Below are 8,781 nucleotides of genomic sequence, written 5' to 3' on the forward strand. Positions count from 1 at the left end.
CATCGGTCGGTAGTTGTCCGATCGGGTCGGGAGTTGGACTCTGCGTCGGAGCCCGGCTTGGAGTCGCCGTGGCCGTCACAGGGGGCGAAGGCGTTGCGACCATCGGCAGGTCGCTGTCGCCACAGGCGGAAAGGAAAAAGACCCCTGTGCACAAGAGCAGCGTTCGCACGCTAGTTCGATGTCTGGCAGTTGTCATGGGACACACTCCTCCACGAAGGCCGAATCGATGCGACGATACCGCATTCTAACAGTCCTGAACATACACCGCCGACAGAAAAATGGCCCGCGACACGAGTGATTAGTAAGTCCACACCGACGAGTTTCTGGGAATAGTGTCACACGGGGGCTTTCACGCCCACATCCCGGAACCCGTTGAGCCGGCCGATAGGCGCGCCGCCGCCATTTTCTGAGCCGCACGATTCCATCCGGCGTCGGATCGATGCTAGATACAGCGGCGTGCCGTCCATGATCCCCATCGACGAGATCCGGGCCGCGCGCCAGCGCGCCGCCGATGTGGTCAAGGCCACGCCGCTCGACCTCAGCACCACGTTCAGCGCGTTGTGCGGCAAACAGATTTACCTGAAGCTCGAGAACCTACAGAAGACCGGCTCGTTCAAGGTGCGCGGCGCGCTGAACAAGATCCAGCTGCTCGATGCGGCGGCGCGCGCCCGCGGAGTGATCACGGCGTCGGCCGGCAACCACGCCCAGGGGGTGGCGTACGCGGCCCGCATGGCCGGCGTCACCGCGACCGTGGTCATGCCGGAGACAGCTTCATTCAGCAAGGTGGAAGCAACAGTCGGCTATGGCGCCAAGGTCGTGCTGGCCGGGCGCGATTACGGCGAAGCGTACGAGAACGCGCTGGCGTTGGCAGCGGACCAACACGCGACATTCGTGCATGCCTTCGACGATCGCGACGTGATCGCCGGGCAAGGCACGCTGGGACTGGAGTTGCTCGAACAGCTCCCTGACGTCGATACGGTCGTCGTGCCGGTCGGTGGCGGCGGCCTACTGGCAGGCATCATCTCGGCCCTGCGCGGTGCCGGCTGCGGTGCCCGCATCGTGGCGGTGCAGGCGGCAGGTGCATCGAGCCTGAGGCCGAGCCTGCAAAGCGGAGCGCCCGTTCACCTGCCACATGTCGACACCATCGCCGACGGCTTGGCAACCAGGACAATCGGGGTCGAACCCTTCGCCATCATTCGTGCGGCACTCGAGCTGGCCGTGGAGGTCACCGACGCCGAGATTGCCGCCGCCGTCCTGTTGCTGCTGGAGCGCGCCAAGACGGTGGTCGAAGGCGCGGGCGCCGTCGGTGTGTCCGCCTGTCTCGCCGGGCGCCTACCGAGCGCGGCTTCCAAGGTTGCCGTCATCATCTCCGGCGGCAACATCGACATGAACCTTCTGGACCGCATCATCAATCTCGGTCTCATTCAGGAAGGCAGGCTGTTCCGTTTCAGCACCCGCTTGCCCGACCGGCCGGGCGAGCTGCAACGGCTCGTCTCCTGCATCGCCGCCTGCCGGGCGAACATCCACCAGATCCGCCACGAGCGCGCCCATCCGGGCCTGCCATTGACACAAGCGAAGGTAATCCTCGAACTCGAAACCCGCGGCCGGGAGCATATCGCCGACATCCAGCAAGCACTCGTCGCAGCGGGATTTGTCCTCGAGCTGAACGGACCGTAAAAGACATTCTTCCGAGGCTGTCACTTCTCGCGTCGCCGGTGCCGATCTTCCACACCCGCGGCTCGATCCGCCAGGCGCGGTAGCTTCCTCCCGCCACGGAGACCACGTCCTCACCCGTCACCGCCAGTTCCACCCGGTAGCGCGCCTCGCCGGTGAAAATTTCGTAATGCAGCAGATCTCCGATCCGCACTGGCTGGGCCAGCGCCTGGAACACGGCGTGACCGGAGAGTCCAGGGCGGCTATGATGGCGACACTGGAGGGCTCCGACATGAGCACTGAGACACTGATCCAGTCCATCAACCCGGCAACCGAAGACGTTCTCGCGACGTTCGAGGCGTCAACCCCGGAACAGATCGAGCGGGCTCTGAAATGCGCCCACGATACCTATCGGAAGTGGCGTACCACGTCGTTTGCCGAGCGGGCCACGCTCATGCATGGGGCCGCAGTCTACCTGCGTCAGCATCGGTCACGCCTGGCCGGTCTCATGACCGCCGAGATGGGCAAGCCGATCGTCGAGGCCGAGGCGGAAATCGACAAGTGCGCGTGGAATTGCGACTTCTATGCCGACAATGCCGCACGCTTCCTCGCGAACGAACCGCGTCCGTCGAGCGCCACGGAAAGCTACGTCCAATTCACCCCGATGGGAACGATTCTGGCGGTCATGCCGTGGAACTTTCCCTTCTGGCAGCTGTTTCGCTTCGCCGCGCCCGCGCTCATGGCCGGCAATACGGCGATCCTCAAGCACGCCTCGAACGTGCCGCAGTGCGCCCTCGCCACGGAGGAAGTATTTCGGGCCGCCGGATTTCCGCCGGGCGCATTTCAAGCCCTGCTCATCCCGGGATCGGCGGTGAGCGGGCTGATCGCCGAGGACCGCATCACCGCCGTCACACTCACCGGCAGTGACGCCGCCGGCCGTTCGGTGGCGGAAGTCAGCGGCCGGAACATCAAGAAAACCGTGCTGGAGCTCGGAGGCTCGGACCCCTTCATCGTGCTCGCCGACGCCGATCTCGCCGCCGCCGTTCAGGTCGGCGTGCGCTCGCGCTACCAGAATGCCGGCCAGAGCTGCATCGCCGCCAAGCGTTTCATCGTCGTGGAAGCCGCGTTCGACGAATTCCAGAGGCGTTTCGTCGCGGCCGTGAAAGCGCTGCGGGTTGGCGACCCCACCGACCGCTCGACGCAGATGGGGCCGCTGGCGCGCAATGACTTGCGGGACGATCTCGAGCAGCAGCTCCGCCGTTCGATCGAGCAGGGAGCCACGCTCCTCGCCGGCGGCACGCGCCGCGCCGGGCGCGGGTATTTCTTCACGCCGACGGTCTTGTCCGAGGTCGCGCTCGACATGGCGGCGGCGTGTGAAGAGGTTTTCGGTCCGGTGGCCGCGCTCATGCGCGTGCGGGATACGGACGAGGCCATCCGGGTAGCCAACAACTCGTCGTTTGGCTTGGGTGCGAACCTGTGGACCACCGATCTTCCCCGGGCACGGCATCTGGCGCGCGAGATCGAGGCAGGTCAGGTGTTCATCAACGGCATGGTGACGTCCGACCCACGCCTTCCCTTCGGCGGCGTAAAGCAATCGGGCTACGGTCGCGAGCTGTCCGAGTACGGCATCCGAGAGTTCGTGAACATCCAGACCGTCTGGATCGGACCAGCCAAAGGGTAGCGTCTTGCGGCACTTCGACGCCTCCTCCGCAGAGTGTTTCGTTTTCACGTACAAGGAAGGTTTGCTGGCCGCCGTCGCCCACGACCTCAAGATTCGTGTTACCAAGTTCAGTATCGGCGTCGACGAACGCAGGCGAGCCGTCGAAGCACGGTTCGATGCCGCGTCGCTGCGCACGGTCTGTGCCACGAGCGACGGCGTCGATGCACCTGGCACGCTGAGCGCAAGCAACAAGCGGGAGATCGATCACAACATCTTCCGCGACGTCCTCGATGCGGGTGCTTATCCTGAAATCACGTTCACCAGTTCATCCGTGCAAGAGAACGACGGCGGCTACCTCGTCAAGGGAACGCTGGCGCTCCACGGACGGAAACGGCAGGTCACTGTCCGCATAAGCAGGGAACAATCCCGGTTCGTGGGTGAGGCACGGATCCACCAGCCGGATTTCGGCATCCGGCCGTACCGCGCCTTACTCGGCACCCTCAAGGTAAGGCCCGACGTGAGCGTGCGCATTTCGGTACCGGCGGATGGAACTTGACGGCGGGAGAATCCCGCTGCTATCGCGTTATTGCGTCACGATGGGCACGGGCGGATAATTTGTTGAGCGTGCGATACACGAGCTGGCCGCGGCCCGGCCGAAGCGAGCATTGATGCGATTGAAGGAACCCGCACCGAAGACAGCGATGCGCGTGCTAATCGTGGACGATAACGAGGAGGTGGCACGGAGTCTTGCCATGCTGCTCGAATTGTGGGGCCATGAGACGCAGGTCGCCCACGAGGCACAGTCCGCGCTGCAGGCGGTGCAGACCCACCATCCCGAGGTGGTGTTGATGGATATCGGCTTACCAGGAATGGATGGCTGGCAGGTCGCCAGGCAACTGCGGCAGCAGCAGGGCGACGAGAAGGTCGTGCTCGTCGCCATCACCGGGCACGGAGAAGCGGAGGATCGCCGCCGCTCGCGTGAGGCGGGCTTCAATCATCATCTGGTCAAACCGATCGACCCCGATGTGCTGCAGCAGTTTCTCTCCAACCTGGAATCTCTCACGCCGAGTAGGCCTGAGACCTGATTGTGCTACCGTCACGCACGGCCGCTCCGCGAGCAGGCGGAGCGGTGGAAGGAATAGGATGATGGGTGAGGATTCGTTAGCCCCGACACTGCTGCTGGCGATGCCGCAGATGGAGGATCCGAACTTCGCGCGCTCGGTGGTGTTGCTGTGCCGGCATGAGAAGGACGGCACCATGGGTCTGGTGGTGAACCGGAAGACGGACACGCTCGCGACCTCCGTCACCATAATCGAACCGCCTCCCGTCCGCGACAATGGGCTTGAAGTCTGGATCGGCGGGCCGGTGGAGCCGCAGCGTGGTTGGCTGCTTCTCGGCTACGATCCCGGCACGCCAGGCTCGCTCGATGTCGGCCACGGACTCTTCCTGTCGGCATCGGCTGACACGTTGCGACAGGTCATAGAATCCGAATCCAGCGCCGAGCACCGCTTCCTGCTGGGGTACGCAGGCTGGGGCGGTGGGCAGCTCGAAGCAGAGCTGGCGGCTTCGGCCTGGCTGACAATCGACGTGTCCAAGGCACTGATCTTTGAAACGTCCGCCGAGAACATGTGGGAAGCGGCCATCCGCAGCCTCGGTATCAACCCGTACTCTCTGCAGATGGGCAGCGGCGTGCACTGATCTGGACGCAGTTGCTGGTCGGCAGTCCATCGTCGAGAGTTTTCGACCTCACATCGGCGGCCAGCTTTCTGCTTGTGCGCCGGTTTGGTATAGGCCTGTCATCGCCGTTCCGTCTCCGCAGAGGAGATGGCGCACAGGAGGAAGGCATGGCTTATGAGTTCATCAAGTACGAGAAGCAGGGACGCATTGCTCGCGTCACGATCAACCGCCCCGAGGTCATGAATGCCCTCCATCCGCCCGCCAACGCGGAGCTGTCGGCGATCTGGGATGACTTCGCCACGGATCCGGAATGTTGGGTGGCGATCGTCACCGGTGCCGGTGACAAGGCGTTCTCCGCCGGCAACGATCTGAAGTACTCCGCCCAGCATGGGATGGCGGCGTCGGTGGCGAGCGGCGCCGGCGGCTTTGGCGGCATTACGGCCCGCTTCGACCTGTTCAAGCCGGTGATTGCCGCGGTCAACGGTCTGGCGCTGGGAGGTGGTTTCGAGATCGCGCTGGCATGCGACATCATCGTCGCCGCGGATCACGCCCGCTTCGGTCTACCCGAGCCACGGGTAGGACTCGCCGCGCTGGCCGGCGGCATGCAGCGCCTGCCCCGGCACATCCCGCCCAAGATCGCCATGGGCCTGATGCTCACCGGCAAACACATCCTGGCGGAGGAAGCGCACCGCCTGGGACTGGTCAATGAAGTCGTACCCGCGAAGGATCTCGCCACCGCCGCCGAGCGCTGGGCCAACGAGATCATCCAATGCTCGCCCACTTCCGTGCGCGCCACCAAGCAAGTAGCCCTCCTCAGTCAGGGCATGCCCCTCGAAGAAGCCATGACCAAGTCGTATCCGCTGGTCGGCGCCCTCTTCCATTCCGAGGACATGATGGAAGGCGTCGTGGCCTTTGCGCAGAAGCGCAAGCCGGAGTGGAAGGGGAAGTGAGTACGTCCTGAGTCCTGGGTGCTGCAACCTGAGGGGATATCAATACCTTTGAGCCCTCGACCCCCCGAACCCTCGAACCCTAAGCGGTTGTACGCCAATCTGGCCGGTGTGGAAGTTGGCGACGACTTTCCGGTACGCCTCATCGGGGCGATCAACGTCAGTCGCGAGTCCTTCTACCCGGGTTCGGTGGCGCACGGAAAGCGTGCGCTGCAGAAACTGGCGGCGCAGATGGTCAAAGACGGGGCCGACATTCTCGACATCGGGGCCATGTCCACTGCACCGTACCTCACGGGGACCATCAGCGAGGAGCAGGAAGCAGAACGCATGGTGGCGGCCGTCGGCGCCGTGCGCCAGGTGACCGGCGTGCCGATTTCGGCCGACACGCAGCGCAGCCGCGTCGCGGCGGCGGCGTTGAAGGCCGGAGCTTCCATCATCAACGACGTCAGTGGTCTCGGGCAGGATCACGCCATGGCCAAGGTCGCGCGCCAGGCCGAGGGCGTGATCCTCATGGCGTTGGAGCAGTCCCCGAGCGCGGCCGCCCCGATCACGATGATCGCGTCGCTGCTGCGGCAGTGTCTGCAACGGGCTCGCGGCGCAGGTATTGCGCGCGACCACATCGTCCTCGATCCGGGCATCGGCTTCTTCCGCCGTGCCGCCCTGCCCTGGTACGAATTCGACAGCCTTGTTCTGGCCCGGTTGTCCCATCTCCGCCGGCTCGGGTATCCGTTGCTCGTCGGAATTTCCCGCAAGTCCTTCATCGGCAAGCTCGCCGGACGCGCCACTGCGGAAGAACGGTTGCATGGCTCGCTCGGCGCGGCTGCGATCGCCGTTTACAACGGGGCCGCCGTGGTGAGGACGCACGACGTGGCCGCAACCCTCGACGCGGTCCGCGTGGCCGAGGCCATCCGGGAAAAGCATCCACCTCCCAGATCGCGTTGACATCACGGAGTCTAGGAGTCTATATTTGAGCAATGCCCGTGCAACTCATGCAACGCAGCCCGTCTCGGCACAACCTGCCGCGCAGTTCGATCATGAATGTGGGGCGGCGTGTCGACTATGCCATCCGTGCCTTGTGCTACCTCGCGGCGCAACCGCCGGAACGGATCGTCCGCCGCGCCGAGATTCAAGAGCGGCAAAGCATCCCGCCGCATTTTCTGTCGAAGATCTTGCGGTCGTTGGTCGGCGCTGGGTTTCTGGCGTCCGTACCCGGAGCCCATGGCGGGTTTCGTCTGGGGCGACCGCCACACGGCATATCGGTGCGCGCGGTCTACGAGAGTATCGAGGGGAACCTGTCACTCGTTGACTGCGTTGATCACCGCGAATCCTTTTGCAGTTTTGCCCCTGTCTGTACGCAGATCGAAATCTGGACCGGCGCGCAAAAGGTCCTGGCCGAGTATTTGGAGGACATCTCGATCGGAGACATCGCGGATCGTCACGGACTGGTGCTGCGCCTGCGTGACACCTCGCCGCACCCTTTGCGGCGCGAGTCCAAGGCGACCTGAAGGAGGAGGCAATGGCCTACATCATCACCCGCTTGTGCAGAGACTGCGTCGATACCGACTGCGTGGCGGTGTGCCCGGTCGACTGCATCTACCGCTACACGGGAACCGACGCCGAGACCTTCCCCAATCAGCTCTATATCCACCCCGACGAATGCATCGACTGCGGCGCCTGCGAGCCGGAATGCCCGTGGCAGGCGATTTTCGAAGAGGCGGCGGTCCCCGACATCTTCGCCGACGATACGCCGCTGAACTACAAGATCATGGAGCACAGCAGCGACTTCGAGGTCGCCAAGCACGAGCAGAAGCCCAAGCCGGCGGCCGAAGAGATCGAAGCGAACAAGCGCAAGTGGGGCTTGGTCACTTAGACCAGATTGTTCTTCCGCGCGCGGCGGCTGCAGCCGCGCCCTTCGCCCACCGAGTGTGAGACAGCCCGTGCGTTGCAATAACAGCGCGGCGCTGTAGCTTGAGACACTGCGCCGTCCGCGATACAAGCGGACACCCTTCATGGACGAGGCGGATACGGCGCAGGGGCAGGTTTACGTTTCAGGCTGGCGCCAACGGCTGGCCACGTCGCCCCTGTTGCCGAGATTTGTCCTCCTCAGCCGCTCGTCATCGATATGTCCGCGGAACGGCTGCGCGCGCACCCTGAACTGCGGACCGTGCTGGAACTCGACGCGCAAACGTACGAAGAGCTGGAACAGCGGGCCGCCACCAGTGGCAAGCGCTCGGCTCTCCATACGCTGCGCGCCACGATCGCCGGCGGAAGAATGGAGATCGTCAACGGGACCTATGCACAACCTCTAGCACCGACGATCGGCGGCGAGGCGAACATCCGGCACTTCTTCTATGGCCTGGATGCAGTCGAGCGCATCCTCCACGCGAAAGTCGACTCCTTCGTCGCCGGCGAGCCGCAGTTCTTCCCGCAGTTGCCACAGATCCTGGCGGGCTTCGGAATCGGCAACACCGTGCTGCGCACGCATACCCGCACCGAGGTGTCCTTCCGACTCGAAGCGCATGGCCCATCGGGCCGGCCGAGCGCGCGGCCATGGGGTATCCAAACGGTCCTGTTGGGCGCGAACGATCCGGCAACGCGTGCACGCTAGCGAGGCCACGCCTCAGAACGGCGACAGTCCCACGGGGACAAGCCCTACGTTCCCTCCCCCGCCAGCGCGTGGTATACACCGCTCGACGATCAGGGGGGCAGCGATGAAGCGTTCGGTCGGTATCGCGTTGGTATTGATCCTGGCAGCACTTCCCGCCGCGGCCGCCTCGCCACGAGGTAAGGCGTCAGCCAAGAAAGCCGGTCCGGCACTGACGGCAGACAGTCAGCCCTGTTACA

10 protein-coding genes are annotated in these 8,781 nt (G+C 64.3%); all 10 read left to right on the forward strand.

Annotated features, from left to right (window positions below; genetic code table 11):
• Positions 1-465 precede the first annotated feature (465 nt).
• The 10 genes from ilvA to VF515_12875 all read left to right on the forward strand — a co-directional run bounded on the left by ilvA (position 466) and on the right by VF515_12875 (position 8,545).
• The gene (gene ilvA / locus VF515_12830) at positions 466-1,677 is read left to right on the forward strand and encodes a threonine ammonia-lyase (GenBank protein ID HEX7408521.1); all 1,212 of its coding nucleotides are present in this window, start codon (positions 466-468) and stop codon (positions 1,675-1,677) included.
• A 166-nt stretch (positions 1,678-1,843) separates the two neighbouring features.
• A complete protein-coding gene (locus VF515_12835; GenBank protein HEX7408522.1) occupies positions 1,844-3,334 on the forward strand; it encodes an NAD-dependent succinate-semialdehyde dehydrogenase in 1,491 nt (496 codons plus the stop codon).
• A gap of 4 nt (positions 3,335-3,338) precedes the next feature.
• Positions 3,339-3,869 carry a YceI family protein gene (locus VF515_12840; protein ID HEX7408523.1) on the forward strand — a complete coding sequence of 177 codons (531 nt, stop codon included), beginning with the start codon at positions 3,339-3,341 and terminating at the stop codon, positions 3,867-3,869.
• Positions 3,870-4,014: 145 nt separating this feature from the next.
• Positions 4,015-4,398, forward strand: a complete 384-nt coding sequence (locus VF515_12845; protein HEX7408524.1) for a response regulator — start codon at positions 4,015-4,017, stop codon at positions 4,396-4,398.
• A 58-nt stretch (positions 4,399-4,456) separates the two neighbouring features.
• Positions 4,457-5,011: a YqgE/AlgH family protein gene (locus VF515_12850; GenBank protein ID HEX7408525.1), complete on the forward strand. Its 555-nt coding sequence runs from the start codon at positions 4,457-4,459 to the stop codon at positions 5,009-5,011.
• 146 nt (positions 5,012-5,157) lie between these two features.
• The gene (locus tag VF515_12855) at positions 5,158-5,940 is read left to right on the forward strand and encodes an enoyl-CoA hydratase-related protein (GenBank protein HEX7408526.1); all 783 of its coding nucleotides are present in this window, start codon (positions 5,158-5,160) and stop codon (positions 5,938-5,940) included.
• A gap of 108 nt (positions 5,941-6,048) precedes the next feature.
• Positions 6,049-6,879 (forward strand): dihydropteroate synthase, encoded by an 831-nt coding sequence (gene folP, locus VF515_12860; GenBank protein ID HEX7408527.1) that lies wholly within the window; start codon positions 6,049-6,051, stop codon positions 6,877-6,879.
• Positions 6,880-6,911: 32 nt separating this feature from the next.
• Positions 6,912-7,442 (forward strand): Rrf2 family transcriptional regulator, encoded by a 531-nt coding sequence (locus tag VF515_12865; protein ID HEX7408528.1) that lies wholly within the window; start codon positions 6,912-6,914, stop codon positions 7,440-7,442.
• A gap of 11 nt (positions 7,443-7,453) precedes the next feature.
• Complete coding sequence (locus VF515_12870) at positions 7,454-7,807, forward strand: 4Fe-4S dicluster domain-containing protein (GenBank protein ID HEX7408529.1); 354 nt, start codon at positions 7,454-7,456, stop codon at positions 7,805-7,807.
• 252 nt (positions 7,808-8,059) lie between these two features.
• Positions 8,060-8,545 (forward strand): hypothetical protein, encoded by a 486-nt coding sequence (locus VF515_12875; GenBank protein ID HEX7408530.1) that lies wholly within the window; start codon positions 8,060-8,062, stop codon positions 8,543-8,545.
• Positions 8,546-8,781 lie beyond the last annotated feature (236 nt).

Source organism: Candidatus Binatia bacterium (assembly GCA_036382395.1).
Taxonomy (GTDB): domain Bacteria; phylum Desulfobacterota; class Binatia; order HRBIN30; family HRBIN30; genus JAGDMS01.

Coding starts and splice junctions, on each gene's coding strand:
- VF515_12850 (HEX7408525.1), top strand. CDS start 4,457: ATGATGGGTGAGGATTCGTTAGCCCCGACACTGCTGCTGGCGATGCCG.
- ilvA (HEX7408521.1), top strand. CDS start 466: ATGATCCCCATCGACGAGATCCGGGCCGCGCGCCAGCGCGCCGCCGAT.
- VF515_12875 (HEX7408530.1), top strand. CDS start 8,060: ATGTCCGCGGAACGGCTGCGCGCGCACCCTGAACTGCGGACCGTGCTG.
- VF515_12835 (HEX7408522.1), top strand. CDS start 1,844: ATGCAGCAGATCTCCGATCCGCACTGGCTGGGCCAGCGCCTGGAACAC.
- VF515_12855 (HEX7408526.1), top strand. CDS start 5,158: ATGGCTTATGAGTTCATCAAGTACGAGAAGCAGGGACGCATTGCTCGC.
- VF515_12845 (HEX7408524.1), top strand. CDS start 4,015: ATGCGCGTGCTAATCGTGGACGATAACGAGGAGGTGGCACGGAGTCTT.
- VF515_12865 (HEX7408528.1), top strand. CDS start 6,912: ATGCCCGTGCAACTCATGCAACGCAGCCCGTCTCGGCACAACCTGCCG.
- VF515_12870 (HEX7408529.1), top strand. CDS start 7,454: ATGGCCTACATCATCACCCGCTTGTGCAGAGACTGCGTCGATACCGAC.